The sequence below is a fragment of the Streptomyces venezuelae genome (assembly GCF_008642355.1).
In the GTDB taxonomy this organism is placed as follows: Bacteria; Actinomycetota; Actinomycetes; order Streptomycetales; family Streptomycetaceae; genus Streptomyces; species Streptomyces venezuelae_B.
In genome coordinates this window covers 1814028-1839283 of sequence record NZ_CP029193.1, presented here as the reverse complement: position 1 = coordinate 1839283, position 25256 = coordinate 1814028, and the positions used below count along the sequence as shown (strand labels likewise).

At 70.5% G+C, this 25256-nt stretch carries 27 protein-coding genes; 19 read left to right on the top strand and 8 right to left on the bottom strand.

Annotation, left to right across the window (positions count from 1 at the left end):
• Positions 1–2: 2 nt before the first annotated feature.
• A complete protein-coding gene (tal, locus tag DEJ47_RS08565) occupies positions 3–1121 on the bottom strand; it encodes a transaldolase (RefSeq protein ID WP_150166504.1) in 1119 nt (372 codons plus the stop codon).
• A gap of 34 nt (positions 1122–1155) precedes the next feature.
• Entirely contained in the window at positions 1156–3243 is a 2088-nt protein-coding gene (tkt, locus tag DEJ47_RS08560; RefSeq protein ID WP_150166502.1) for a transketolase, read from the bottom strand.
• Between the two features lie 418 nt (positions 3244–3661).
• Here tkt and DEJ47_RS08555 point away from each other — a divergent pair, with 418 nt between their 5' ends.
• The 3 genes from DEJ47_RS08555 (at position 3662) to DEJ47_RS08545 (ending at position 6219) form a co-directional block, all read left to right on the top strand.
• On the top strand, positions 3662–4615 hold the full coding sequence (locus tag DEJ47_RS08555; RefSeq protein WP_161237164.1) for a heme o synthase: 954 nt from the start codon (positions 3662–3664) through the stop codon (positions 4613–4615).
• Positions 4616–4648: 33 nt separating this feature from the next.
• On the top strand, positions 4649–4996 hold the full coding sequence (locus DEJ47_RS08550) for a hypothetical protein (RefSeq protein WP_150166498.1): 348 nt from the start codon (positions 4649–4651) through the stop codon (positions 4994–4996).
• Positions 4997–5097: 101 nt separating this feature from the next.
• Positions 5098–6219 carry an amidohydrolase family protein gene (locus DEJ47_RS08545; RefSeq protein ID WP_150166496.1) on the top strand — a complete coding sequence of 374 codons (1122 nt, stop codon included), beginning with the start codon at positions 5098–5100 and terminating at the stop codon, positions 6217–6219.
• Here DEJ47_RS08545 and DEJ47_RS08540 read toward each other — a convergent pair.
• The 4 genes from DEJ47_RS08540 to DEJ47_RS08525 all read right to left on the bottom strand — a co-directional run bounded on the left by DEJ47_RS08540 (position 6199) and on the right by DEJ47_RS08525 (position 9848).
• Positions 6199–7206, bottom strand: a complete 1008-nt coding sequence (locus DEJ47_RS08540; RefSeq protein WP_150166494.1) for a COX15/CtaA family protein — start codon at positions 7204–7206, stop codon at positions 6199–6201. The two genes, DEJ47_RS08545 and DEJ47_RS08540, sit on opposite strands and share 21 nt — an antisense overlap.
• A gap of 100 nt (positions 7207–7306) precedes the next feature.
• Entirely contained in the window at positions 7307–8095 is a 789-nt protein-coding gene (locus DEJ47_RS08535) for an ABC transporter permease (RefSeq protein WP_150166492.1), read from the bottom strand.
• A complete protein-coding gene (locus tag DEJ47_RS08530; RefSeq protein ID WP_150166490.1) occupies positions 8092–9015 on the bottom strand; it encodes an ABC transporter ATP-binding protein in 924 nt (307 codons plus the stop codon). The genes DEJ47_RS08535 and DEJ47_RS08530 overlap by 4 nt, the downstream gene beginning before the upstream one ends.
• An 11-nt stretch (positions 9016–9026) precedes the next feature.
• A complete protein-coding gene (locus tag DEJ47_RS08525; RefSeq protein WP_150166488.1) occupies positions 9027–9848 on the bottom strand; it encodes an aminoglycoside N(3)-acetyltransferase in 822 nt (273 codons plus the stop codon).
• Between the two features lie 161 nt (positions 9849–10009).
• Here DEJ47_RS08525 and DEJ47_RS08520 point away from each other — a divergent pair, with 161 nt between their 5' ends.
• From DEJ47_RS08520 to DEJ47_RS08470, 11 genes are all read left to right on the top strand, one after another.
• Entirely contained in the window at positions 10010–10753 is a 744-nt protein-coding gene (locus DEJ47_RS08520; RefSeq protein ID WP_150166486.1) for a helix-turn-helix transcriptional regulator, read from the top strand.
• The gene (sufB, locus tag DEJ47_RS08515; protein WP_062776871.1) at positions 10750–12171 is read left to right on the top strand and encodes a Fe-S cluster assembly protein SufB; all 1422 of its coding nucleotides are present in this window, start codon (positions 10750–10752) and stop codon (positions 12169–12171) included. The genes DEJ47_RS08520 and sufB overlap by 4 nt, the downstream gene beginning before the upstream one ends.
• Before the next feature lie 61 nt (positions 12172–12232).
• On the top strand, positions 12233–13414 hold the full coding sequence (sufD, locus tag DEJ47_RS08510; RefSeq protein WP_150166484.1) for a Fe-S cluster assembly protein SufD: 1182 nt from the start codon (positions 12233–12235) through the stop codon (positions 13412–13414).
• Positions 13411–13743 (top strand): bifunctional 3-phenylpropionate/cinnamic acid dioxygenase ferredoxin subunit, encoded by a 333-nt coding sequence (locus DEJ47_RS08505; protein ID WP_150166482.1) that lies wholly within the window; start codon positions 13411–13413, stop codon positions 13741–13743. Before sufD ends, DEJ47_RS08505 begins: the two co-directional genes overlap by 4 nt.
• A gap of 7 nt (positions 13744–13750) precedes the next feature.
• On the top strand, positions 13751–14515 hold the full coding sequence (sufC, locus tag DEJ47_RS08500) for a Fe-S cluster assembly ATPase SufC (RefSeq protein WP_150166480.1): 765 nt from the start codon (positions 13751–13753) through the stop codon (positions 14513–14515).
• Positions 14512–15768, top strand: a complete 1257-nt coding sequence (locus tag DEJ47_RS08495; protein ID WP_150166478.1) for a cysteine desulfurase — start codon at positions 14512–14514, stop codon at positions 15766–15768. The genes sufC and DEJ47_RS08495 overlap by 4 nt, the downstream gene beginning before the upstream one ends.
• 16 nt (positions 15769–15784) lie before the next feature.
• Positions 15785–16261: a Fe-S cluster assembly sulfur transfer protein SufU gene (gene sufU / locus DEJ47_RS08490; protein ID WP_150166476.1), complete on the top strand. Its 477-nt coding sequence runs from the start codon at positions 15785–15787 to the stop codon at positions 16259–16261.
• Positions 16258–16596, top strand: coding sequence for a metal-sulfur cluster assembly factor (locus DEJ47_RS08485; protein ID WP_030358830.1), 339 nt, complete (start codon positions 16258–16260; stop codon positions 16594–16596). The genes sufU and DEJ47_RS08485 overlap by 4 nt, the downstream gene beginning before the upstream one ends.
• A 137-nt stretch (positions 16597–16733) precedes the next feature.
• Positions 16734–17054 (top strand): DMT family transporter, encoded by a 321-nt coding sequence (locus tag DEJ47_RS08480; protein WP_150166474.1) that lies wholly within the window; start codon positions 16734–16736, stop codon positions 17052–17054.
• A complete protein-coding gene (locus DEJ47_RS08475; protein ID WP_150166472.1) occupies positions 17054–17599 on the top strand; it encodes a TetR/AcrR family transcriptional regulator in 546 nt (181 codons plus the stop codon). Before DEJ47_RS08480 ends, DEJ47_RS08475 begins: the two co-directional genes overlap by 1 nt.
• Before the next feature lie 160 nt (positions 17600–17759).
• Positions 17760–18221, top strand: coding sequence for a hypothetical protein (locus DEJ47_RS08470; protein WP_223828278.1), 462 nt, complete (start codon positions 17760–17762; stop codon positions 18219–18221).
• Between the two features lie 277 nt (positions 18222–18498).
• Here the strand turns inward: DEJ47_RS08470 and DEJ47_RS08460 are convergent, their stop codons facing one another.
• Positions 18499–19389: a winged helix-turn-helix transcriptional regulator gene (locus DEJ47_RS08460; RefSeq protein WP_150166468.1), complete on the bottom strand. Its 891-nt coding sequence runs from the start codon at positions 19387–19389 to the stop codon at positions 18499–18501.
• 91 nt (positions 19390–19480) lie between these two features.
• Here DEJ47_RS08460 and DEJ47_RS08455 point away from each other — a divergent pair, with 91 nt between their 5' ends.
• The 5 genes from DEJ47_RS08455 to DEJ47_RS08435 all read left to right on the top strand — a co-directional run bounded on the left by DEJ47_RS08455 (position 19481) and on the right by DEJ47_RS08435 (position 24295).
• Positions 19481–20737, top strand: a complete 1257-nt coding sequence (locus tag DEJ47_RS08455; RefSeq protein WP_150166466.1) for an MFS transporter — start codon at positions 19481–19483, stop codon at positions 20735–20737.
• 9 nt (positions 20738–20746) lie between these two features.
• Positions 20747–21736, top strand: a complete 990-nt coding sequence (gene dapD / locus DEJ47_RS08450) for a 2,3,4,5-tetrahydropyridine-2,6-dicarboxylate N-succinyltransferase (RefSeq protein WP_150166464.1) — start codon at positions 20747–20749, stop codon at positions 21734–21736.
• A 12-nt stretch (positions 21737–21748) separates the two neighbouring features.
• Entirely contained in the window at positions 21749–22357 is a 609-nt protein-coding gene (locus DEJ47_RS08445) for a hypothetical protein (protein WP_223828277.1), read from the top strand.
• 154 nt (positions 22358–22511) lie between these two features.
• Positions 22512–23075 carry a SigE family RNA polymerase sigma factor gene (locus tag DEJ47_RS08440; protein ID WP_150166462.1) on the top strand — a complete coding sequence of 188 codons (564 nt, stop codon included), beginning with the start codon at positions 22512–22514 and terminating at the stop codon, positions 23073–23075.
• Positions 23072–24295 carry a WD40 repeat domain-containing protein gene (locus tag DEJ47_RS08435; RefSeq protein WP_150166460.1) on the top strand — a complete coding sequence of 408 codons (1224 nt, stop codon included), beginning with the start codon at positions 23072–23074 and terminating at the stop codon, positions 24293–24295. The genes DEJ47_RS08440 and DEJ47_RS08435 overlap by 4 nt, the downstream gene beginning before the upstream one ends.
• Here the strand turns inward: DEJ47_RS08435 and dapA are convergent, their stop codons facing one another.
• Positions 24296–25222 (bottom strand): 4-hydroxy-tetrahydrodipicolinate synthase, encoded by a 927-nt coding sequence (dapA, locus tag DEJ47_RS08430; protein WP_150166458.1) that lies wholly within the window; start codon positions 25220–25222, stop codon positions 24296–24298.
• Between the last annotated feature and the right edge of the window lie 34 nt (positions 25223–25256).

Here is a 25256-nt window from a genome sequence, read left to right as displayed (position 1 = left end):
GGTCAGCCCTTCGCGGGAGCGAGGCGCTGGAGCTCGGCCTCGGTGGACTTGAGCAGGTCGGTCCAGGACGCCTCGAACTTCTCGATGCCCTCGTCCTCGAGGAGCTGCACGACCTCGTCGTAGCTGATGCCCAGCTTCTCCACGGCGGCGATCTCGGCGCGCGCCTGGTCGTACGTGCCCGCGATGGTGTTGCCCGTGATCCGGCCGTGGTCGGCCGTGGCCTCCAGGGTCGCCTCGGGCATCGTGTTCACCGTGTTCGGCGCGACGAGGTCGTCCACGTACAGGGTGTCCTTGTACGCGGGGTCCTTGACGCCGGTCGAGGCCCACAGCGGACGCTGCTTGTTGGCCTGCGCCTTGTCCAGGGCGGCCCAGCGGTCCGAGGAGAAGACCTCCTCGTACGCCTCGTACGCGAGACGGGCGTTGGCCAGCGCGGCCTTGCCCTTGAGGGCCTTGGCCTCGTCCGTGCCGATGCCGTCCAGGCGCTTGTCGATCTCGGTGTCCACGCGGGACACGAAGAAGGACGCCACGGAGTGGATCTTCGACAGGTCCAGGCCGCGCTCCTTGGCCTTCTCCAGGCCCGCCAGGTACGCGTCCATCACCATGCGGTAGCGCTCCAGCGAGAAGATCAGCGTGACGTTGACGCTGATGCCGAGGCCGATGACCTCGGTGATCGCCGGGATGCCCGCCTTGGTGGCCGGGATCTTGATGAGCGCGTTCGGCCGGTCCACCAGCCAGGCGAGCTGCTTGGCCTCGGCGACCGTCGACTTGGTGTTGTGCGCGAGCCGCGGGTCGACCTCGATCGACACCCGGCCGTCCTGGCCGTCGGTGGCGTCGAAGACGGGGCGCAGGATGTCGGCGGCGTCCCGGACGTCCGCCGTCGTGATCATGCGGATGGCCTCTTCGACGGTGACCCCGCGGGCGGCGAGGTCCGAGAGCTGCTGGTCGTAACCGTCGCCCTGCGAGATCGCCTTCTGGAAGATCGAGGGGTTGGTCGTGACGCCCACGACGTGCTGCTGGTCGATCAGCTCGGCGAGGTTGCCGGACGTGATCCGCTTGCGCGACAGGTCGTCCAGCCAGATCGCGACGCCTTCTTCTGAAAGGCGCTTGAGTGCGTCTGTCATGGAATTACATCTCCTACTTGGTCGTATATGGGCGTCAGCGCTGAGCGGCGGCGATCGATTCCCGCGCCGCCTCGGCCACCGCGTCAGCGGTGAAACCGAACTCGCGGAACAGCACCTTGGCGTCCGCGGAAGCACCGAAGTGCTCCAGCGAGACGATGCGTCCGGCGTCACCCACGAAGCGGTGCCAGGTCAGGCCGATGCCCGCCTCGACCGCCACGCGCGCCTTGACCGACGGCGGCAGCACCGAGTCCCGGTACCCCTGGTCCTGCTCCTCGAACCACTCGACGGACGGCATCGAGACGACACGCGTCGGGACGCCGGCGGCCTGCAGCTGCTCGCGCGCCTCGACGGCGAGCTGGACCTCGGAGCCGGTGCCGATGAGCACGACCTCGGGCGAGCCGCCCTCGGCCTCGAACAGGACGTAGCCACCCTTGGCGGCGTCCTCGTTGCGCTCGTACGTCGGCACGCCCTGGCGGGTCAGCGCGAGGCCGTGCGGGGCGCCCTTGCCGAACTCCTTGGTGTAGCGCTTGAGGATCTCGCGCCACGCGATGGCCGTCTCGTTCGCGTCGGCCGGGCGCACGATGTTCAGGCCCGGGATGGCGCGCAGCGAGGCCAGGTGCTCGACCGGCTGGTGGGTCGGGCCGTCCTCGCCGAGGCCGATGGAGTCGTGCGTCCACACGTACGTCACCGGCAGGTGCATCAGCGCGGACAGACGCACGGCGTTGCGCATGTAGTCGGAGAACACCAGGAAGGTGCCGCCGTAGATGCGCGTGTTGCCGTGCAGCGCGATGCCGTTCATCTCCGCGGCCATGGAGTGCTCGCGGATGCCGTAGTGGATCGTGCGGCCGTACGGGTCGGCCTCCGGCAGCGGGTTGCCCTTCGGCAGGAACGACGACGTCTTGTCGATCGTCGTGTTGTTCGAGCCCGCGAGGTCGGCGGAGCCGCCCCACAGCTCGGGGATGACCGCGCCGAGCGCCTGGAGGACCTTGCCGGAGGCGGCGCGCGTGGCGACGGCCTTGCCGGTCTCGAACTCCGGGAGCTTCTCCTCCCAGCCCTCGGGCAGCTCGCCCTTGGCGATGCGGTCGAACTCCGCGGCGCGCTCGGAGTCGGCGGTGCGCCAGGCGGCGAAGCCCTTCTCCCACTCGGCCTTGGCCTCGCGGCCGCGGTCGAGCGCCTTGCGGGTGTGCGCGAGGACCTCGTCGGAGACCTCGAAGGTCTGCTCCGGGTCGAAGCCGAGGACGCGCTTGGTGGCGGCCACCTCCTCCTCGCCGAGCGCCGAGCCGTGCGCGGCCTCGGTGTTCTGCGCGTTCGGGGCGGGCCAGGCGATGATCGAGCGCATCGCGATGAAGGAGGGGCGCTCGGTCTCGGCCTTGGCGGCCTCGATCGCGGCGTAGAGCGCGGCGGGGTCGAGGTCGCCGTCCTCCTTGGGGGCCACGCGCTGGACGTGCCAGCCGTACGCCTCGTACCGCTTGAGGGTGTCCTCGGAAACGGCGGTCTCGGTGTCGCCCTCGATCGAGATGTGGTTGTCGTCCCACAGCAGGATCAGGTTGCCGAGCTTCTGGTGCCCGGCCAGCGACGAGGCCTCGCCGGAGATGCCCTCCTGGAGGCAGCCGTCACCGGCGATGGCGTACACGTAGTGGTCGAACGGGGACGAGCCGTCGGTCGTCTCCGGGTCGAACAGGCCGCGCTCGTAGCGGGCGGCCATCGCCATGCCCACGGCGTTGGCGACGCCCTGGCCCAGCGGGCCCGTGGTCGTCTCCACGCCCACCGTGTGGCCGTACTCCGGGTGGCCCGGGGTCTTCGAGCCCCAGGTGCGGAAGGCCTTCAGGTCATCCAGCTCCAGGCCGAAACCGGCCAGGTACAGCTGGATGTAGAGGGTCAGGGACGAGTGGCCCGCAGAGAGGACGAACCGGTCGCGGCCGGTCCAGTCGGCGTCCGCGGGGTCGTGGCGCATCACCTTCTGGAAAAGGGTGTACGCGGCGGGCGCGAGGCTCATGGCCGTACCGGGATGGCCGTTGCCGACCTTCTGTACGGAGTCCATGGCCAGGACGCGGGCGGTGTCAACGGCCCGCTGGTCCAGTTCGGTCCACTCGAGGTCTGTGGTGGTCGGCTTGGTGCTCACCCTGAGTCAGGGCTCCTCTCCACATGTCGAATGCCGGCGGCGTAGATCCCACCGGCCGTTGTCGAGCCTACCGCTGCTAGAACGCTCATTTTTTCGAGTCATTCCAGACTGCAGCGACATGCGAGGATGCGCCTCCCGAAAGGAAAGCGGAGGCATTCCGCAAGTGAATACGGGCTCGCTCATATGTCCGCTCAAAAGGCCATAGGTATCGCCCATTTGTCCGCTCAATGAACGCACGGTTCCGCTCATGTGGCGACCCGGTCCGCCCCGGACGCCGTTCGGCCGGCCGCCCAACACGAACCCACCCCCGCGAAGGGCGAGGTATGGGCAACGTCTACAGTGGCGTGGTACGCGCGGGCTTTACCGGATCTTCATGTCAGAAGGTGCTGGTCGGCCTGCTGGGATGTCTCTGTCAGGGGTGTGCGTGACGGCCGTTGAATCCCGTCCAGCGGGGGTTTCCGGGACGGACCTTAGCCCGAGCCATCGGCCGTTCGGGGCTCGTGTCAAGGCGTTCGTGGCGCTGACCAAGCCGCGGATCATCGAGCTTCTGCTCATCACCACCGTTCCGGTGATGTTCCTCGCCGAGCAGGGCGTGCCCGACCTGTGGCTGGTCTTCGTGACCTGTCTGGGCGGGTACCTCTCCGCGGGGGGCGCAAACGCCCTCAACATGTACATCGACCGCGACATCGACGCGCTGATGGACCGCACGTCGCAGCGGCCGCTCGTGACCGGCATGGTCAGCCCCCGCGAGTGCCTCGTCTTCGGCATCACCCTCGCGGTCGTCTCGACGCTGCTCTTCGGCCTCGCGGTCAACTGGCTCTCCGCCTGGCTGTCGCTCGGCGCCCTGCTCTTCTACGTGGTCGTCTACACGATGATCCTGAAGCGCCGGACCTCGCAGAACATCGTCTGGGGCGGCATCGCGGGCTGCCTGCCGGTCCTCATCGGCTGGTCCTCGGTCACCAACTCCATGTCGTGGGCACCGATCGTCCTCTTCATGGTGATGTTCTTCTGGACGCCGCCGCACTACTGGCCGCTCTCCATGAAGGTCAAGGACGACTACGCCCGCGTCGGCGTGCCGATGCTGCCGGTCATCGCCTCCAACAAGGTGGTCGCCCGCCAGATCGTCCTCTACAGCTGGGTCATGGTCGCCGTCTCGCTGCTGCTCCAGCCCCTCGGCTACACCGGCTGGTTCTACACCGCGGTCGCGCTGGTGACCGGCGGCTGGTGGCTGTGGGAGGCGCACGGGCTGCAGAACCGCGCCAAGGCCGAGGTCACGGGCGGCAAGCTCAAGGAGATGCGCCTCTTCCACTGGTCGATCACCTACGTGTCGCTGCTCTTCGTGGCCGTCGCGGTGGACCCCTTCCTGCGCTAGTCAAGATGGCTACCCGTCGGTAGCATCCTGGCCATGGCAGAGATCCAGCAGGTTGAGGACAGCAAGCAGGCCGCTCGTGCCGAGCGGAAGGCCGCCCGGCTGGCCAAGGAGATCGGCGCCTTCGCGCAGGCCCACGGCGGCGCCGAGGGGCAGATCGCGTACATCGGGCACGAGGGCACCCGGATCGTGCTCGTCGGTGCGGACGGCGGCTGGGGCGACCTGGTCGCGCCCACCTACGCCGTCGCGCAGAGCGCCGTGGAGAAGGCCGGGATCACCGTGCACGAGGAGTTCGCCGGGGAATTCGCCGCCAAGGTGAAGACCGGACCCTACGAATGGACGCGCATGGCCGGCATCCAGGTCGGCGGCCCCAGCAACGGCTGACGGCCCGCAACGGCTTGCGCCGATACGCGCCGAAAGCAACACCTGACACCCGGCTCACCCGTTAGGACCGTAGAAGCAAGGTCCGCCGATCGGGAGTCCGGATGATCGAAACGCCGTCCCTGGTGGACCAGTACTGCCATGGCGTCCTCCGCACGGAGCTGGGGCTCGGCACCTTCGAGGCCCACCTCGGCCGGGGCGGGGGGCCGCCCGCCCCCGGCACCACCTTCTTCGACACCCAGACCGGCTTCGCGGTGCGCCGCTGGTGCCCGCCACTGCTCGGCATCGAACCGCACTGCCCGCCGGCCCGCTATCTCGCCCGCCGCCGCGAACTGGGCGTCCTGGAGTCGGGGCGGCGCCTCCTGCGCGGCAGCGGCATCACCACGTACCTCGTCGACACGGGCCTTCCCGGGGACCTCACGGGGCCCGGCGAGATGGCGTCCACCGGCGACGCCGACGCGCGCGAGATCGTCCGCCTGGAATTACTGGCCGAACAGGTCGCGGACACCTCGGGCACCGCCGACTCGTTCCTCGCCAACCTCGCCGAGTCCGTGCACGCGGCCTCCGCCGGAGCCGTCGCCTTCACCTCGGTCGCGGGCGTACGGCACCCGCTCGCCCTCGCCCCGGAGCCGCCGGGGCCCGGCGAGGTGCGGGGCGCGGTGGAGCGCTGGCTGGCGGGCCGGCAGGTCGGCGGGGTGCTCACCGACCCGGTGCTGCTGCGGCACCTGCTGTGGATCGCGGTGGCCTCGGGACGGCCCCTCCAACTGCACGCGGGCGCCGGGGACCCGCAGACGTACTTCGGCGAGTTCGCGCGGGCCACTGCCGGGCTCGGCACCGATCTGGTGCTGCTGCACGGCTATCCGTACCACCGCAGCGCCGCGCACCTGGCGGCCGTCTTCCCGCACGTGTACGCGGATCTGGGCCCCGCGCTGGTGCGCACCGGGGCCCGCGCGGCGGCCGTGCTCGCCGAGATCCTGGAACTCGCGCCATTCGGCAAGCTGCTGTTCTCCAGCGGCGCACACGGCCTGCCCGAACTGCACGTCGTCGGGGCACAGCTGTTCAGGGAGGCCCTCGGACGGGTGCTCGGCACCTGGGTCGCCGAGGGCGCCTGGTCGCTCGGCGACGCGCAGCGCGTGGCGGGCCTCATCGCCGCGGGCAACGCGCGGCGGGTCTACGGGCTGCCGGACGGGCCGGGGCAGCGCCTCTCAGACGGCCGAGAGGCGTGAGTCGTCGGCCTGGGCGGGCAGGTCGGCCGTGGTGAGCGGGCGCTCCCGCAGCGAGAGCAGGACGCGCATCACCGCGATCCACACGACGCACGAACCGAGCATGTGCAGGCCGACGAGGAGCTCCGGCAGGTCCGTGAAGTACTGGACGTAACCGATCGCGCCCTGCGAGAGCAGGATCAGGAACAGCTGGCGGGTGCGGGTCAGCGGGCCCGGGGGCGCGTCGACGGCCTTCAGGACGAACCAGAGGGCGAACGTCAGCGTCACCACGATCCACGCGAGGACCGCGTGGAGCTTGGCGACCGCCTCCCAGTCGACGCCCATCCGCGGCACGTCGCTGGAGTCACCCGCGTGCGGTCCGGCACCCGTCACGACGGTGCCCACCGCGATGAGCAGCACGGACGCCGCGACCAGGAACCACACGAGCTGCGCCACGGCCTTGCCGACCAGCGGCCGCGGTTCCGCGTCGCCCTCCTGTGTCCGCTGCCACATGACGACGGCGACCGCGATCAGGGCGGAGGAGAGCAGGAAGTGCGCCGCGACGGTGTACGGGTTCAGGCCGACGAGGACGACGATGCCGCCGAGCACCGCGTTGCCCATGACCAGCCAGAACTGCACCCAGCCGAGCCGGGTCAGGCTGCGCCGCATCGGCTTCTGCGAGCGGGCCGCGATGATGGCCCAGCCGACGGCCGCGCAGAGCACGTACGTCAGCAGGCGGTTGCCGAACTCGATGACTCCGTGGAAGCCCATCTCGTGGGTGGCCGTCAGCGAGTCGTCCGTGCACTTGGGCCAGGTCGGGCAGCCGAGGCCCGAGCCGGTCAGGCGGACGGCGCCACCCGTCACCACGATGAGGACCGTCATGACGAGGGAGATCAGGGCCGCCCGCTGGACGGTCCGCTGGGTGGGGGTCCAGCGCTCGGCGATGAAGGCGAGCGGGTTCCGCACGGCTTGAGCGATGTCGGCTCGGGTCACGTTTGGCACGGGCCCCATCGTAGGGGGCCGCTTGTGCACGGCTTCACGAGGGGGACGTATGCGGTGCTTCTGTGACCGCGATGACGCCGGGCGCCCGCTGCTCGCCCCGCACCGCCGCTCACTCCCAGCGGAAGAACTTCGCCGCCGCGCCGAGCCCCAGCACCGCCCATACCGCGAGGATCCCGAGATCCCCCCACGGCATGCCCGCGCCGTGCTGCAGGACGTCGCGCAGACCGTCCGAGAGCGCCGAGATGGGGAGCAGCCCGAGAAGCGTCTGGGCCGCGTCGGGGAACTTGTCGAGCGGGACGATCACGCCGCCGCCCATGAGCAGCAGCAGGAAGACGAGGTTCGCGGCGGCCAGCGTCGCCTCCGCCTTGAGCGTGCCCGCCATCAGCAGGCCGAGCCCGGAGAACGCGGCCGTGCCGATCACCAGGAGCAGCAGGACGGCGAACGGGTTGCCGTGCGGCGACCAGCCGAGCGCGAACGCGATGACCGTGACGAGCACGACCTGGAGGACCTCGGTGACGAGCACCGACAGTGTCTTCGCCGTCATCAGCCCCCAGCGCGGCAGCGGCGACGCGCCGAGCCGCTTCAGCACTCCGTACCGGCGCTCGAAGCCCGTCGCGATGGCCTGCCCGGTGAACGCCGTCGACATCACGGCGAGCGCGAGGATGCCCGGCGCGAGGAAGTCCACGGCCTCGCCCTTGCCGCCCGCAGTTTCCGTGGGCACAGTCACGATGTCGACCGCGCTGAACAGGACGAGGAGGAGCGTCGGGATGATGACCGTGAGGAGCAGCTGCTCGCCGTTGCGCAGCAGCATCTTCGTCTCCAGGGCCGCCTGCGCCGCGATCATGCGGGGGAGCGGTGCGGCGCCCGGCTTCGGCGTGTACGTTCCGGCGGCGCTCATCCGCGCAGCTCCTTACCCGTGAGCTCCAGGAAGACGTCTTCCAGAGTGTGGCGTTCGACCGAGATGCGGTCCGGCATGACTCCGTGCTGGGCGCACCACGAGGTGACCGTGGCGAGCAGCTGCGGGTCGACCGTGCCGCTGACGCGGTAGGTGCCGGGGGTGAGTTCGGCGGCGGCGGAGTCCGAGGGCAGGGCCTTGAGGAGCGAGCCGACGTCGAGGCCGGGGCGGCCGGTGAAGCGCAGGGTGTTCTCGGCGCCGCCGCGGCACAGCTCGTCGGGGCTGCCCTGGGCGATGACCTTGCCCGCGTCGACGATCGCGACGTCGTCGGAGAGCTCCTCGGCCTCGTCCATGTGGTGGGTGGTGAGGATGACGGAGACTCCGTCGCGGCGCAGGTCCCGTACGAGCTCCCAGGTCGCCCGGCGGGCCTGCGGGTCGAGGCCCGCGGTCGGCTCGTCGAGGAAGACCAGCTCGGGCCTGCCGACCACGGCCATGGCGAGCGCCAGGCGCTGCTGCTGGCCGCCGGAGAGCCGCCGGTAGGTGGTGCGGCCGCAGCTGCCGAGGCCGAGGCGCTCGATCAGCGCGTCGACGTCCAGCGGGTGGGCGTGGAGCCTGGCCACGTGGCGGAGCATCTCGTCGGCGCGGGCGCCGGAGTAGACGCCGCCGGACTGGAGCATCACGCCGACGCGGGGCCGCAGGGCCGCCGCCTCGCGGACCGGGTCGAGGCCGAGTACGCGGACGGAGCCGGAGTCCGGCCTGCGGTAGCCCTCGCAGGTCTCGATTGTGGTGGTCTTGCCCGCGCCGTTGGGGCCGAGGACGGCGGTGATGCCGGCCCCCGCCGTCAGGTCGAGACCGTCCACCGCGGTCTTGGGGCCGTACCGCTTGACCAGATCGCGGATCTGGACGACGGGCTCGTTTCGCATGGTGAGCCAGTCTAGGGACGGCCCTGGGGGTCCGGATGCGCGGGGCGGTTCGTCGCCAGCCACCGCTCCGCGTACGCCACGGCGTCCGCCACCGGGAAGAGGCGTGACTCGGCGGCGCCGACGAAGCCGCGTACGACCTCCGAGTCCTTCTCGAACGCCGCGCCGAGCTCGGCGAAGCCCTCCTCGCTGATCGAGCGCTCCCGCACGGTCTTCCAGACGCGGCCCCGGGAGGTCATCGCGGCGAAGGAGTTCTCCTCCTCCGGGCCGGGGACGCGGTACTCGGCGAGGTGGAACGAGGTGCACGCGTCATATCCCGCGCCGAGGAGGAGGACGCGGGCACCGGCCTTCTCCAGGCGGGCCAGGGGGCTGCGCTCGCCGAGGCGGCAGTCGCGGGCGTGCCCGGCGGTGATCGTGGCGGCGGCGGGGCCGAGCGCCGCGAACGAGGTCTGCGGGTGGGCGCTGCGCAGGGCGCCCGGCCAGGTGCGGACGGTCTCCGGGACGATGCCGACGCCGTACGTGGGCGAGGTCAGCGGGTCGTACGCGGGCATCGACGCGCGCAGCACCGGCCACCACTCCTCGGGCACGGGAGGGTTCTGCCACGCCGAGGGTTCGGAGTTGTCGCCGGAATGGGCGGGGACCACCAGCGTGCCCTCGGGGCCCAGGGCGTCCAGGAGCGCCTGGACGAGGGCGACGGCGCCGCCGCTCACCCAGCCGAGCGCGCTGAGCGAGGTGTGGGCGAGGAGGGTCTCCCCGGGGCGCACACCGAGCGCGAGCAGCTCGCGCGCGATCGAGTCGCGCGTGCACAAAGGGCCGGTGGGAGGGGGTGTCGCCATGGTGAGGGAGTCTCCTGGAACGGGCGGGGGAGCGCCACCGATTTCCCCGATCGGTGATCGTTTCCGCAGGTCAGCTTAGGTTTGCCTAAGTGATGCAGCGCACCGTCCGGTGATCAGGACGCGGGTTGTCAGGCTCTGAGGAATTACGCAACAATGGCGTTGTGAAAAACGTTGGCGAGGCTCCGCAGGAGGAACTCGCGACCGGTGAGCGCTCGACGCGCAACCGTGTCGCGCGGTCCATCCTGGACCACGGCCCGTCCACCGTCGCCGACCTCGCGAAGCGCCTCGGCCTCACCCAGGCAGCCGTCCGCAGGCACCTGGACGCCCTCGCCCATGAGAACGTGGTCGAGCCCCGCGAACAGCGGGTCTACGGCGCGAGGACCCGCGGTCGCCCCGCCAAGGTCTTCGCGCTGACCGACTGCGGGCGTGACGCCTTCGACCAGTCGTACGACAAGCTGGCCGCGGAAGCGCTGCGGTGGATCACCGAGCACCACGGCGAAGAGGCCGTCGTCGCGTTCGCCCGGGCGAGGATCACCGCCCAGGCCGAGACGTACCGGCAGGCGATCGACGCCGCGCCCCCCGAACAGCGCACCGAGGCTCTGGCGAAGGCGTTGACCGCCGACGGGTACGCTGCTACGGCGCGCAGCGCACCGGTCGGCGAACAGCTCTGCCAGCACCACTGCCCGGTCGCCCATGTCGCCGAACAGTTTCCGCAGCTCTGCGAGGCGGAGACGGAGATGTTCTCCGAACTCCTCGGCACGCATGTGCAGCGCCTCGCCACCATCGCCCACGGAGACGGCGTCTGCACGACGTTCATTCCGCGCAGCGGCGGCAGCGGCACCATCACCACCAGGCAAGCCACCACACCAGCATCAGCAAGCACGGCCGGGAGGAACCCCGCATGACGCTCCCCACGGAGACTGCCCACCCCGAACTCGAGGGCCTGGGCAACTACGAATACGGCTGGGCCGACTCCGACGTCGCCGGTGCCTCTGCCAAGCGCGGCATCAACGAGGACGTCGTCCGCGACATCTCGGCGAAGAAGAACGAGCCGGAGTGGATGACCAAGCTCCGTCTCAAGGGCCTGCGCCTCTTCGACAAGAAGCCCATGCCCAACTGGGGCTCGGACCTCTCGGGCATCGACTTCGACAACATCAAGTACTTCGTGCGGTCCACGGAGAAGCAGGCGGAGTCCTGGGAGGACCTGCCCGAGGACATCAAGAACACGTACGACAAGCTCGGCATCCCCGAGGCGGAGAAGCAGCGCCTCGTCGCCGGTGTCGCGGCCCAGTACGAGTCCGAGGTCGTCTACCACCAGATCCGCGAGGACCTGGAGGAGCAGGGCGTCATCTTCCTGGACACCGACACGGCGCTGAAGGAGCACCCGGAGCTCTTCAAGGAGTACTTCGGCACCGTCATCCCCGTCGGTGACAACAAGTTCGCCTCGCTGAACAGCGCCGTCTGGTCCGGCGGCTCGTTCATCTACGTCCCCAAGGGCGTGCACGTCGAGATCCCGCTCCAGGCCTACTTCCGCATCAACACGGAGAACATGGGCCAGTTCGAGCGGACCCTGATCATCGTGGACGAGGACGCCTACGTCCACTACGTCGAGGGCTGCACGGCGCCGATCTACAAGTCGGACTCGCTGCACTCCGCCGTCGTCGAGATCATCGTGAAGAAGGGCGGCCGCTGCCGCTACACGACGATCCAGAACTGGTCGAACAACGTCTACAACCTGGTCACCAAGCGCGCCGTGGCGTACGAGGGCGCGACCATGGAGTGGATCGACGGCAACATCGGCTCCAAGGTGACGATGAAGTACCCCGCCGTCTACCTCATGGGCGAGCACGCCAAGGGCGAGACGCTGTCCATCGCCTTCGCGGGCGAGGGCCAGCACCAGGACGCCGGCTCCAAGATGGTCCACATGGCGCCGAACACCTCGTCCAACATCGTCTCCAAGTCCGTGGCGCGCGGCGGCGGTCGTACGTCGTACCGCGGCCTCGTCGAGATCGGTGAGGGCGCCGCCGGATCGAAGTCGAACGTGCTCTGCGACGCACTGCTCGTCGACACGATCTCGCGCTCGGACACCTACCCCTACGTCGACGTCCGCGAGGACGACGTCTCCATGGGGCACGAGGCCACCGTCTCCAAGGTCTCCGACGACCAGCTCTTCTACCTGATGAGCCGCGGCATGACGGAGTTCGAGGCCATGGCGATGATCGTGCGCGGCTTCGTCGAGCCGATCGCCAAGGAACTGCCCATGGAGTACGCCCTGGAGCTCAACCGGCTGATCGAGCTGCAGATGGAGGGTTCGGTCGGCTAAGACCGGACACCGTCCCCGCAGCGACTGACTTCTTACGCAGAGAGAGAGCACGACGACAGCCATGGCTGAGGCTCAGAACATCCCGGTGGGCTCCACCACCGCCGGATCGATCGCGGTGGCCGCCGAGTCCACCGTCGCCACCCGCATGAGCGCGCCCCCGTCCTTCGACGTGGCGGACTTCCCCGTCCCGCACGGCCGCGAGGAGGAGTGGCGGTTCACGCCGCTGGAGCGCCTGCGCGGGCTGCACGACGGCACCGCGGTGGCGGACGGCGGCATCCGCGTCGAGGTGAGCGCCCCCGAGGGCGTCACCCAGGAGACCGTCGGCCGCGACGACGCCCGCGTCGGCAAGGCGGGCAAGCCCGTCGACCGCGTCGCCGCCCAGGCCTACTCGTCCTTCGAGAAGGCCTCGGTCGTCACCGTCCCCAAGGACACGGTGCTCACCGAGCCCATCCGCATCGCCGTGCACGGCGAGGGCGGCACCGCCTTCGCGCACCAGGTGATCGAGCTCGGCGCGTTCGCGGAGGCGCTCGTCGTCATCGACCACACCGGTGACGCCGTGCTCGCCGCCAACGTCGACTTCGTCGTCGGCGACGGTGCCAAGCTCACCGTCGTCTCCGTCCAGGACTGGGACGACACCGCGGTGCACGTCGCCCAGCACAACGCGCTGGTCGGCCGTGACGCGTCCTTCAAGTCCGTCGTCGTCACCTTCGGCGGCGACCTGGTCCGCCTGCACCCGCGCGTGAACTACGCGGGCACCGGCGGCGAGGCCGAGCTCTTCGGCCTGTACGTCACCGACGCGGGCCAGCACCAGGAGCACCGCCTCCTGGTCGACCACAACACCCCGCACTGCAAGTCGAACGTCGTCTACAAGGGCGCGCTCCAGGGCGACGACGCGCACGCCGTGTGGATCGGCGACGTCCTCATCGAGGCCGCCGCCGAGGGCACCGACACGTACGAGATGAACCGCAACCTGGTTCTGACCGACGGCGCCCGGGTCGACTCGGTGCCGAACCTCGAGATCGAGACCGGCGAGATCGTCGGCGCGGGCCACGCCTCGGCGACCGGCCGCTTCGACGACGAGCAGCTCTTCTACCTGCAGTCGCGCGGCATCCCGGAGGAGGAGGCACGCCGCCTCGTCGTCCGCGGCTTCTTCGCCGAGCTGGTCCAGCAGATCGGCCTGCCCGACGTCGAGGAGCGCCTCATCGCGAAGATCGAAGAGGAGCTGGAGGCGACCGTCGCATGAGCCTCGACCAGGCCCGATTCGTTCGGGCGTGCGGACTGAGCGAGCTGGAGGAGGACACCCCGAAGCGGGTGGAACTCGACGGCACGCCGGTCTCGGTCGTCCACACCGAGGGCGAGGTGTACGCGATCCACGACATCTGCTCGCACGCGAACGTCTCCCTCTCCGAGGGCGAGGTGGAGGACTGTCAGATCGAGTGCTGGCTGCACGGCTCCAGCTTCGACCTCCGCACCGGCAAGCCGTCCGGCCTTCCCGCGACGCGCCCCGTCCCCGTATACCCCGTAAAGATCGAAGGGGACGACGTGCTCGTCTCCCTCACCCAGGAGTCCTGAGGCACCCATGGCAACGCTTGAAATCAAGGACCTGCACGTCACCGTCGAGGCCGACAACGCCACGAAGGAGATCCTCAAGGGCGTCGACCTGACCGTGAAGCAGGGCGAGACCCACGCCATCATGGGCCCGAACGGCTCCGGCAAGTCGACGCTCGCCTACTCGGTCGCGGGTCACCCCAAGTACACGATCACCCAGGGCAGCGTGACCCTCGACGGCGAGGACGTCCTCGAGATGTCCGTCGACGAGCGCGCCCGCGCCGGCATGTTCCTCGCCATGCAGTACCCGGTCGAGGTCCCCGGCGTCTCGGTCTCCAACTTCCTGCGCACGTCGGCGACGGCGATCCGCGGCGAGGCCCCCAAGCTGCGCACCTGGGTGAAGGAGGTCAAGTCCGCGATGGAGCAGCTCCAGATGGACCCGGCCTTCGCCGAGCGCAACGTCAACGAGGGCTTCTCCGGCGGTGAGAAGAAGCGCCACGAGATCCTCCAGATGGAGCTCCTCAAGCCGAAGATCGCGATCCTCGACGAGACGGACTCCGGTCTGGACGTCGACGCGCTCCGCCAGGTCTCGGACGGCGTCAACCGCGTCCGCGAGACGGGCGAGGTCGGCACCCTGCTGATCACGCACTACACGCGCATCCTGCGCTACATCAAGCCCGACTTCGTGCACGTCTTCGCGAACGGCCGCATCGCCGAGTCCGGCGGCGCCGAGCTCGCCGACAAGCTCGAGGCCGAGGGCTACGAGGCCTACACGAAGGGTGGCGCATCTTCGTGACACAGCTGCCGGGCCTCCTCGACACCGAGGCGATCCGCAAGGACTTCCCGATCCTGGATCGCACGATCCACGACGGCAAGAAGCTCGTGTACCTGGACAACGCGGCGACCTCGCAGACCCCGCGGCAGGTCCTCGACGTACTGAACGAGTACTACGAGCAGCACAACGCCAACGTTCACCGCGGCGTGCACGTCCTCGCCGAGGAGGCCACGGCGCTGTACGAGGGCGCCCGTGACAAGGTCGCGGAGTTCATCAACGCGCCCAGCCGCGACGAGGTGATCTTCACCAAGAACGCCTCGGAGTCGCTCAACCTCGTGGCCAACATGCTGGGCTGGGCCGACGAGCCCTACCGCGTGGACCACGAGACCGAGATCGTCATCACGGAGATGGAGCACCACTCCAACATCGTTCCGTGGCAGCTGCTCTCGCAGCGCACCGGCGCGAAGCTGAAGTGGTTCGGCCTCACCGACGACGGCCGTCTCGACCTCTCCAATATCGAAGAGGTCATCACCGAGAAGACGAAGATCGTCTCCTTCGTCCTGGTCAGCAACATCCTGGGCACGCACAACCCGGTCGAGGCCATCGTGCGCCGCGCCCAGGAGGTCGGCGCGCTCGTCCTCATCGACGCCTCGCAGGCCGCCCCGCACATGCCGCTGGACGTGCAGGCGCTGCAGGCCGACTTCGTGGCCTTCACCGGTCACAAGATGTGCGGCCCGACGGGCATCGGCGTGCTGTGGGGCCGGCAGGAACTCCTGGAGGACCTGCCCCCGTTCCTCGGCGGCGGCGAGATGATCGAGACCGTGTCGATGAACTCGTCGACGTACGCGCCCGCGCCGCACAAGTTCGAGGCCGGCACGCCGCCGGTCTCCCAGGCCGTCGGCCTGGGCGCGGCCGTGGACTACCTCTCTGCCATCGGCATGGACAAGATCGCCGCGCACGAGCAGGCGATCACCGAGTACGCGGTCAAGCGCCTCCTGGAGGTTCCCGACCTGCGCATCATCGGCCCGACGACGGCCGAGGAGCGCGGCGCCGCGATCTCCTTCACGCTCGGCGACATCCACCCGCACGACGTGGGCCAGGTCCTCGACGAGCAGGGCATCGCGGTGCGCGTGGGTCACCACTGCGCGCGTCCGGTCTGCCTGCGGTACGGAATTCCTGCGACCACGCGAGCGTCGTTCTATCTGTACTCCACGCCCGGTGAGATCGACGCTCTCGTCGACGGCCTGGAGCACGTACGGAACTTCTTCGGCTGAGGGGCTGGCTGGGAACGTGAAGCTGGATTCGATGTACCAGGAAGTCATCCTGGACCACTACAAGCACCCGCACGGGCGTGGTCTGCGCGATGGCGACGCCGAGGTGCACCACGTCAACCCGACGTGCGGCGACGAGATCACGCTGCGCGTCAAGTACGACGGGTCGACGATCGCCGACGTGTCGTACGAGGGCCAGGGCTGCTCCATCAGCCAGGCCAGCGCGTCCGTCCTGAACGACCTCCTGGTCGGCAAGGAGCTCGCCCAGGCGCAGCGGATCCAGGAGGTCTTCCTGGAGCTGATGCAGTCCAAGGGCAAGCTGGAGCCGGACGACGCGATGGAGGAGGTCCTGGAGGACGCGGTCGCGTTCGCCGGGGTCTCCAAGTACCCGGCGCGTGTGAAGTGTGCTCTGCTGAGCTGGATGGCGTGGAAGGACGCGACGGCCCAGGCGCTGGGCACCGATGCCGCCGACGTCGCTGAGAGGAAGACCGCATGAGCGAGAACGAGACCCTGACCACGAAGCCCGCTTCCGAGGAAGAGGTCCGCGAGGCGCTGTACGACGTCGTCGACCCCGAACTGGGCATCGACGTCGTCAACCTCGGCCTGATCTACGGCGTGCACATCGACGACGCCAACATCGCCACGATCGACATGACGCTCACGTCCGCGGCCTGCCCGCTGACCGACGTCATCGAGGACCAGGCGAAGTCGGCGACGGAGGGCATCGTCAACGAGCTCCGGATCAACTGGGTCTGGATGCCGCCGTGGGGCCCCGACAAGATCACGGACGACGGGCGCGAGCAGCTTCGGGCGCTCGGGTTCAACGTCTGAGCGGCACCGCCGCACACGAAGCCCCCCGGAGGATTCTCCGGGGGGCTTCGTCGTGCCCGCCCGCCACACGCCCGCCGACGCGTGGACGGGCACGTTCTTGTGTACGCCCGTACGCATCGATATGTACACTCGTACACATGGGATACGCACTGCTGGCCGCGGCCATCGCGGCGGAGGTGGCCGGGACGACGGCCATGAAGTACAGCGAGGGGTTCAGCAGGCTGGTCCCCTCGCTCATCACGGTCGCGGGGTATCTGCTCGCCTTCACGCTGCTCGCGCAGACCCTGAAGACCCTGTCCGTGGGCACCGCGTACGCGATCTGGGCGGGCATCGGCACCGCCGCCGTGGCCGCCATCGGCATGCTCTTCCTGGGGGAGTCGGCCAACATGGTCAAGATCGCGGGCATCGCGCTCGTCATCGCGGGCGTCGTCGTGCTCAATCTGGGCGGGGCCCACTGATGGGGCGCCGGTACGATCCCGAGCGCCGCCAGCGGATCATCGACGCGGCGATCCGCGTCGTCGGGGAGAAGGGCATCGGCGGGCTCAGTCACCGCTCCGTCGCCGCCGAGGCGGACGTGCCGCTCGGCTCGACCACGTACCACTTCAAGACGCTCGACGAGCTGCTCACCGCCGCGCTGCGGCAGTGCAACGAGGGGTTCGCGAAGGTGGTGGCCGCCAGTGGTGTGTGCGAGGACCCGGCGGCCGACCGCGCCGAACTGGCCTGTGGCCTCGCCCGGGTGCTCGGTGAGTGGTTCGCGGGGGAGCGGGCCGGGGTCGAGCTGGAGTACGAGCTTTATCTCGCCGCCGTGCGCAGGCCCGCGCTCCGGCCCGTGGCCGCCGAATGGTGCGCGGGGCTCACCGACGTCATCGAGCGCCGTACCGACCCGGTCACCGCGCGCGCCCTCGTCGCCCTGATGGACGGGATCAGCCTGCAAGTGCTCCTCACGGGCGGCGAGTACGACGAGGAGTACGCGCGGGAGATGCTCGGCCGCCTGCTTGTGTAGATCCGTCAAGGATTCGCTTTTTGCTGACAAAGATCATTGCGTGCTCCGAGTTGCCGCTGGTAGCGTCCCGCGTGCATTGACCAAGCAATTGCGAGAACTTGGGGGAAACGAGTTCATGAGCATGCGTCATAAAGGTATTTCCGTCGCCATTGCCTGCGCCATGACCGGGGTCGCGGGCGGTACGGCGTACGCGGCTTCCGCGCCCGGCCAGACCGGGCATGTCGAGCGGACGACGCAGCGGCAGGCTCTCGGCGCGGACGAGATATGTGCCGTCCTCGGGATCGGCAGCGGGGCGGCAGGTCTTGCCAAAGCCCTGGCCAAGGGGGCATCGTGGGTAGGGATCGGCGCCAGCGTCGGGTGCTACGCGTACACGAAGGCCAAGGAAGCGACGCCCGCGCAGAAGCGTGCCGCCATGATCAAGTCGTACAAGAAGTACCAGGCGATGAGTGACCTCAAGAAGCTCGACGCCCTCGGCTATTACTGCCGGAAGCAGGGCGGCGGCGGTGGTGGCGGAACGGATGTAGCCCCGGTGAATTCCTCGTCGACGGTGGGGGTGATGGCGGGATGGCGGACCATCAAAATGAAGGGCGTCAAGTACTCGTGCACCGCGAGCAGGGACTGAACAAACCCCGTAATGAACCTCGCACTCCCGGACGTTCTCCGGGAAATGCCGAGAGATTTCTGCTCTCCCTCGCACTGGTCGCCGTGAGCCTTCTCTGGATGACACGGGAACTGGCTCAGTGGGCGGTCGTGCTGTGTGCCGTCGGTGCGGTGGCCGGGGTGGCGGGAATGGTCTTCTTCGGGCTGCGTTTTTTGCGGGAACGCGCGCAGTCCCAGTGAGTGCGGCGCGTCACGCGTGAAGCGGTGTCACTCGCTCGTTCCGCTCCGGCGCCGCGCCCTCAGCCGGAGCGGGACGCGAGGCCCCTGACCGTCCGCAGCGCCGCCTCGACGCTCGCCGTGACGTCCGTGACCGGGTACTGAACGTCCCGCACGGTCCGGTCGCGGTCGAGCACCAGCGTCAGCCGCTTCAGGCGGCTCACCCCCGCCGCGCGGAACGTCGGCAGGCGCAGAGCCGCCGTGAGGGCCAGGTCCGCGTCCGAGAGGAGCGGGAAGCGCAGGCCCTCCTTCTCCGCGAACGCCCGCTGTTCGTCCGGGCGTTGCGACGACACCCCGTGCACCGTCGAGCCCGCCGCGGTGAACTCCGCCAGCTGGTCGCGGAACGAGCAGGACTCCAGCGTGCAGCCGCGCGCGCCGGGGATCTGCGCCCAGCCCGGCGGGTAGGCGTCCTTGCGGGCGTACGCGCCGGGGAAGCAGTACAGGACCGTGTACGGCGTGTCCGCGGACACCGGGTCGCGCAGCTCCCCGTCGTGGCCCACGAGCCGCAGCTCCGGCAGGCGCGTGCCGAGCAGCGCGTGCACCCGCTGCGCCTCCCGTGAGGTCTCCGCTGCCGTCGCCATCGTCTCTCCCTCTCCCAGCACCCATGTGTCCCCCCAGTCCTGGAGGGCGACCAGGACGGGCAGCAGCGCGCGGCCGCGCGGCGTCAGACGGTACTCATGGCGCACGGGCCGGTCCTGGTACGGGACACGCGTGACGACGTCCGCCTCCACCAGGAGCTTCAGCCGCTCGCTCAACACCTTCCGGGACACGCCCAGTTCGCGCTGCATCTCGTCGAAGCGGCGCACCCCCCGCGCCGCGTCGCGCACGATCAGCAGGGTCCACCAGTCGCCGACGACGTCCAGCGCCTGCGCGATCGCGCAGTGGTCGTCGTCGAGTCGGGTCCGTTGCGCCATGCCGCACATGCTGACATAGTCCGTTCCCAAAAGGAACTGACCCCGAGGATCGACCTCTCGGAGTCGACTCACCGATCTGCCGGGGGGCGGCGTGCGTGATGTGCCCAGGACCGTGTGGCTGCTCGCCGCCGGTCAGTTCTTCAACATGGTCGTGGCCTTCACCTTCGTCTACTTCTTCGTCTACCTGACGGACGAACGCGGCCTGCCCGTCGCCCAGGCCGGACTGATCAGCGGCATCGGCGGCGTCGGCATGGTCGCGGGCAACTTCACCGGCGGCTGGTTCGGCGACCGCTCGGGCCACCGGCGCGTCCTGCTCGTCGGATCGCTGATCGGCGGCGCGGGCGTCCTTGCGCTGCCGTTCCTGTCGGCCGCGCTGCTGTACGTCGTGCCGCCGCTCAGCCAGTACGCGGGCGGCTGCGTGCGCGCCGCCACCGGCGCCCTCGTCGCCGTGACCGTGCCGGAGGGCGCCCGCCGCCAGGGGTTCGCGGTCACCCGGTTCGCGGGCAACGCGGGCTTCACCGTCGGACCCCCGCTCGGCGCGCTCCTCATCGCCCACACCTCGTACACCTGGCTCTTCGTCGTCGACGGCATCGGCACACTGGTCTTCGCCGCGTACGCCGCGCGGATCCTGCCCGCCCACGGGGCCGCGCGCTACGGACCGGACCGCGCGAAAGCCGAAGACGGACCGCGGCCAGGTGTCTTCGCCGCCCTGCGCGAGCGGCCCACCGTCCTCGTCCTCCTCGTCGCCATCCTCCTCACCGACCTCGTCTACCGGCAGCAGTACTCGACCCTCCCCGTCGACCTCGACCGGCACGGCCTCGGCACCGGCGTCTACGGCTGGCTCCTCGCCATCAACGGCGGCGTCATCCTGCTCCTCGAACTCCCCGCCACCCTCGCCCTGCGCGACCGGGCACCGCTGCGCATCATCGGCTCCGGCCTGCTGCTCGTCGGCGCGGGCTGCGCCGTCCTCGCCCTCGGCACCGGGCTCGGCACCGCCGTGGCCATGATGCTGCTGCTCACCGCGGGGGAGATCCTCTACAAGACACCGGCCACCGCGTACGTCGCCGACCACGCCCCGGCGCACGTGCAGGGCCGCTTCCAGAGCCTGTACTCGGGTGTCTCGGTCAGCGGCGTCGTGCTGTCGGCGCCGCTCGGCGGGGCGCTCTACTCGGCGGCGCCCGGCCTGCTCTGGCCGGTCTGCGCGGCGGTCGCGGGGGCGGCGGGCTGCCTGGTCCTCGTGGCGGGGCGGGGCCGGGTTCGGCAGCCCTCCACGGCGGTGGCCGCAGGCGGCCCCGCGGACGGCCCGGACCTTGAGACCGGTTCGCCCGCGCGGCGCACCTCCGGTTAGGTTTCACCCATGACCGACACGAACGCTTCCCGCACCACCGGCGCCGTCGCCGCAGGCCTCGCCACCGTCACCGCCGACGGCACCGTTCTCGACACCTGGTTCCCCGCCCCCGAGCTCGTCGCCGAGCCCGGCCCCGCCGGCAGCGAGCGGCTCACCGCCGAGCGCGCCGTGGAACTGCTCGGTGAGGGCGCCGCCAAGGCCATCGGCCCGGACACCCGTCGCGGCGTGGAGATCATCGCTGTCCGTACGGTCATCGGATCCCTCGACGACAAGCCGCTGGACGCCCACGACGTCTACCTGCGCCTGCACCTGCTCTCGCACCGCCTGGTCAAGCCGCACGGCGTCAACCTCGACGGCCAGTTCGCCTTCCTCGCCAACGTCGCCTGGACCTCGCTCGGCCCGGTCGCCGTCGACGACGTCGAGAAGGTGCGCCTCAACGCCCGCGCCGAGGGCCTCCACCTCGCCGTGACGTCCATCGACAAGTTCCCGCGCATGACGGACTACGTCACGCCGAAGGGCGTCCGCATCGCCGACGCCGACCGCGTGCGGCTCGGCGCGCACCTCGCCGAGGGCACCACGGTCATGCACGAGGGCTTCGTGAACTTCAACGCGGGCACCCTCGGCACCTCCATGGTCGAGGGCCGCATCTCCGCCGGCGTCGTCGTCGGCAACGGCTCGGACATCGGCGGCGGCGCCTCCACCATGGGCACGCTCTCCGGCGGCGGCAACGTGCGCATCGTCATCGGCGAGCGCTGCCTCGTCGGCGCCGAGGCGGGCGTCGGCATCGCGCTGGGCGACGAGTGCGTCGTCGAGGCCGGCCTGTACGTCACCGCGGGCACCCGCGTGACCCTGCCCGACGGACAGATCGTCAAGGCCCGCGAGCTCTCCGGCGCCTCCAACATCCTCTTCCGCCGCAACTCGGTCACCGGCGCCGTCGAGGCCCGCCCGAACAACGCGGTGTGGGGCGGCCTGAACGACGTACTGCACAGCCACAACTAGTCGAGGAACCGCATGAACCGAACGGGTGCGACGGCCCTGGCCGTCGGCGCCGCGGCGGTGCTCGGCCTGGTGGCCGGGTGCGGGCAGAGCGCGGGCCGGCCCCGCGACGACGCCCGCGGGGACGCGCACCACATGAGCCGCGCGGCGACCGGCGACCACAGCCACCCGCTGCGCAAGAGCGACATTCCCTGGAGCGGCAGCCCCAGCCCGTTCAACGCGCAGGTCGAGCTCGCCGACGGGCGCCGCGTGGCCATGCACTACCTGCGCGGCAAGGGCCTGTTCGCGCAGGACTACAGCCCCCGCGCGAAGGGCTGGTCCAAGCCGGCCCTCGTGTACGGGACGAAGACCGACGCGTGCCAGGGCATCACGCTCAAGGCCAAGGACGGCACGGTCGCGGCCTTCGGCGACTTCGGCGTGTACTGCGCGGACGGCGAGCCGCCGACCGAGTCGGTCGCCGCGGTGGCCGTGGGCCCGCCGGCCAAGTGGGACAAGCACGTCAAGAAGGACTTCGACGGCTGGGAGAAGACCGTCGTCGCTCCCGGGGGCGAGAAGGTCACGTTCAGCCGGGGCAGTGACACGCTGCGCTGGACCAAGGCGGCGGGGTTCCCCGCGCTCCCCTGACCCGCGCCTCGACCGGAGCGGCCATCCCCTTCGCGGGGTGGCCGCTCCGTTTTTTCTGCCGAGTTCTTCCGCCGGAGAGGCATAGCAGGGGTCTCCCGGACCCGTCCTCATCCATGCGGGAGGGCAACAGGCCCACCAGGGAGCGAAGGTGACGATGGATGCCCATGAGCAGGACAGTTTCCGGGAATTCGTGGCGACCAGATCGTCGGCGCTGCTGAAGACCGCCGTACTGCTCAGCGGGGGCGACCGGCACGCGGGCGAGGACCTGCTGCAGAACGCGCTCGTCAAGGCGGCCGGGCGGTGGCAGCGGATCGACGAGCCGGAGGCGTACGTACGCCGGATCCTGTACCGGCAGCAGGTCAGCCGGTGGCGGCTGAAGTGGCCGCGGCGCGAACTGGCCGTCGCCGAACCGCCGGAGCGTGCCGCGTCGGGGGACGGCACGGCCGCGGTGGAACTGCGCCTCGTGATGCGCGGGGCCCTCGCCAAGCTCACCGCGCGGCAGCGGACCGTACTCGTCCTGCGCTACTACGAGGACCTGCCGGAGGCGGAGGTCGCCGCCGTGCTCGGCTGCTCCGTCGGCACCGTGCGCAGCACCACGCACCGCTCGCTCGCCCGGCTGCGCGGCCTGGCGCCCGAGCTGGCGCACCTGGACCGCTCCGGCCCCGCCGAGGCTTCCTCCCGCTCCCGTGACTTCTCGCCCATGGAGGTATCACCGTGAACGTCGCAGAACTGGTGCGCGAGTCGCTCCGGGAGCAGGCGACCCAGGGGCCGCCCGTGCCGGGGGACTTCGCCGACCGCGTGCTCGCCGTGCGCCGGCGGCGCAGGAACCGGGCGATCGTGGGCGCGTCGCTCGCCGTGGTGACGGCTGCCGTCGTGGGCGTGGCGGTGCCCGCCGTGGACTCGGACTCGGAGGAGCGGGGTCCGCGCCCGGCCAGTGAGTCGCTGACCGACGACGTCATCGCGCACCCGGGCCAGACACCGCCGCGTGAGCTGATCGCCGCGGGCGGCACGGCACTCGCCGCGTACAGCACGAGCAAGAAGGTCAAGCAGCCCGACGGTGACGCCGTCATCACCCGTACCTACCGGCTCCTCGACCAGAGGACCGGCACCTACCGCGAGGACGCCCGCTGGTCGTGGGTCGACGTCGCGCCCGGCATGCGGACCGCCGCCGTCCTGGAGCGCGGGCTCCCCGCCGACCGGATCGGCCTGCTGAACCTGAGCACCGGCAAGGTCGAGCGCTGGCTCCCCGTGCAGCACGGCGTCGGCGGCGTCGAGTTCTCGCCCGACGGCAGGAAACTCGTCGCCACGACGTACGCCGAGAACCCCGACCGGCTCGACCGCGACCGGCCCATGAGCGACGGCAAACACGAGGAGCCGGGCCCCGCCGACCCCACAAGGACCGGCTTCTACGTCCTCGACGTGGCCTCTGGGAACGGCAGCTGGAGCGAGGTGAAGACGAAGCGCGGCGGGTTCGGCATCGCGGACATCAACACCCGGCAGGACTTCGACTTCAGTCAGGACGGCACGCTGGTCCGCACGGGCCGCCACCAACCCGGTCATCTGTACTACGACTTCCAGGGGCGGAAGACGGGCACACCACCGCGCGAGAAGCACCTGTCCTGGTTCGTCGCCGCCGGGCTCTCCCCGAACGGGAAGCTCGCCGCGGGTGACTTCGCGGGCGGCGCCAGGACCACCGCCACGGAGGTCCTCGACCCCCTCACCGGCAAGCGGGTCGCCAAGATCCCCGGTCAGCAGCTGCTCGCCTGGGCCGACGACAAGCGGCTCATCGCCTGGGACATCGCACCCGGCGCGAGCGAGTACCGCAACCGGCTCGTCCTGGTCACCATCGGGAGCAAGAAGACCGTCCCGCTCAGCGGTTACCGCTCCTCGAAGGCCGACGGCGTCGGGCGCTGGACGCCGGTCTTCGCCGACCGCTGATCACCCCGTCGCCGGGACCGCCGCGGGGACCGCCGCGCCCCGCGCCGCCTCGTACGCGGCGAGCAGCCCGTCGGTCGCCCCGCGGCCGGCGGGCAGCAGCGGTGCCCGGACCGGCCCCGACGGCAGGCCGAGCGCGCCGAGCACGGCCTTCGCCGTGACGGCGCCCGGCAGGCCCGACGCCATCATCGCCTCGATCAGCGGGGTCGCGGCCAGCTGCGCCCGGCGCGCGCCCTCCGTGTCCCCGGCGTCGAACGCGTCGAAGATCTCACGGGGGCGGCCGGGGAGCACGTTGGCCACGGTGCTGACGCAGCCCGCGCCGCCCACCGCGTACAGCGCCAGGTTGAACTCGTCGCAGCCCGCGTAGTACGCCAACTCCGTGCGGGAGATGACCTTCTGGCTGCCGAGCATGTCGTACGCGCAGTCCTTCACGCCGACGACGCGAGGATGATCCGCGAGCCGCAGCACCGTCTCCGTCGCGATGCGGGTGCCGGTGCGGCCGGGGATGTCGTAGAGCAGCACGGGCAGCCCGCTGCTGTCGGCGACCGTGCGGAAGTGGGCCTCCACGGCGTCCTGCGGCGGCAGGCTGTAGGACGGGGTGAGCACCAACAGGCCGTCGGCGCCCGCCTTCTCGGCCCCCCGCGCCTGCTCGACGGCGTGCCGGGTGTCGTTGCTGCCGACGCCGGCCACGACGGTGGCGCGGTCGCCGACCGTGTCGGCCACGGCCCGGACGAGAGCCGCCTTCTCGGCGTCGGAGACGGTCGGCGACTCGCCGGTCGTACCGGACAGGACGAGTCCGTCGCAGCCCCGCGACACGAGGTGGTCGGCGAGGCGGCACGCGCCGTCGAGGTCGAGGGCGCCGTCGGCGGTGAACGGGGTGATCATCGCGCAGAGGGCGCGGCCGAAGGGCGCCGCGGTTCGGGAGGTCATGACGGCAGTCTCGGTACGCCGCTGCTGAAGCTCC